The following is a 714-nucleotide window of genomic DNA, read 5'->3' on the forward strand; positions in this document are numbered from 1 at the left end:
GCTCGCACCATTGTCGCCATCCTGTGGAATGAGCACAGTATTAGGCTAACGCGTTACTTAGCTGCCAAGATTATGAAGCAAATGAAACTGGTCAGTTGCCAGCTCAAGACCCACAAATACAAGCACGCTGATCAGGAACATAAAACCCATGACAACCTTTTAAAACGCAGATTTAGCCCAACGGCGCCCAACCAAGTCTGGACGGGCGATGTCACTTATATTCGCATTAAAGGCGGCTGGTGTTACCTAGCCGTTGTTTTAGACCTGTACGCCCGTCGTGTGGTGGGCTTTAGTGTCTCAGACTCACCCGATAGTATTCTGACAGGTAACGCTCTGAAAATGGCGTATCAGACGAGACTCAAACCAAGTGGTGTGTTATTTCACTCAGATCAGGGCACGCATTACACCAGTAAGAAATTTGCTGAATCAATCGATGATTGCGACGGTATGACACAGAGTATGAGCCGTCGTGGAAATTGTTGGGATAACGCCCCAACTGAGCGCTTCTTTAGAAGCTTCAAAACAGAGTGGATGCCAAAGGGCGGTTATGAGAATATCGCTGAGGCTAAAAGTGCCATTAGTGATTATATCTGGGGCTACTATCAAACCGTGAGACCGCACACTTTCAACAATTATTTAACACCAGCTGAAACAGAAAGACGTTACTTTAATCAAAACCTCTTATCAGGTGTCCTAAATTAGTTGACCACTACA

At 45.7% G+C, this 714-nt stretch carries 1 protein-coding gene; it reads left to right on the forward strand.

Going from position 1 to position 714, the window contains the following annotated elements; all coding sequences use genetic code 11:
* On the forward strand, nucleotides 1–702 hold a 702-nt coding region (locus tag ACT3TU_RS14320), incomplete at its 5' end, for an IS3 family transposase (RefSeq protein WP_444784539.1).
* Nucleotides 703–714: the final 12 nt, after the last annotated feature.

This window comes from Psychrobacter sp. AOP3-A1-26 (assembly GCF_052378235.1).
GTDB lineage: Bacteria > Pseudomonadota > Gammaproteobacteria > Pseudomonadales > Moraxellaceae > Psychrobacter.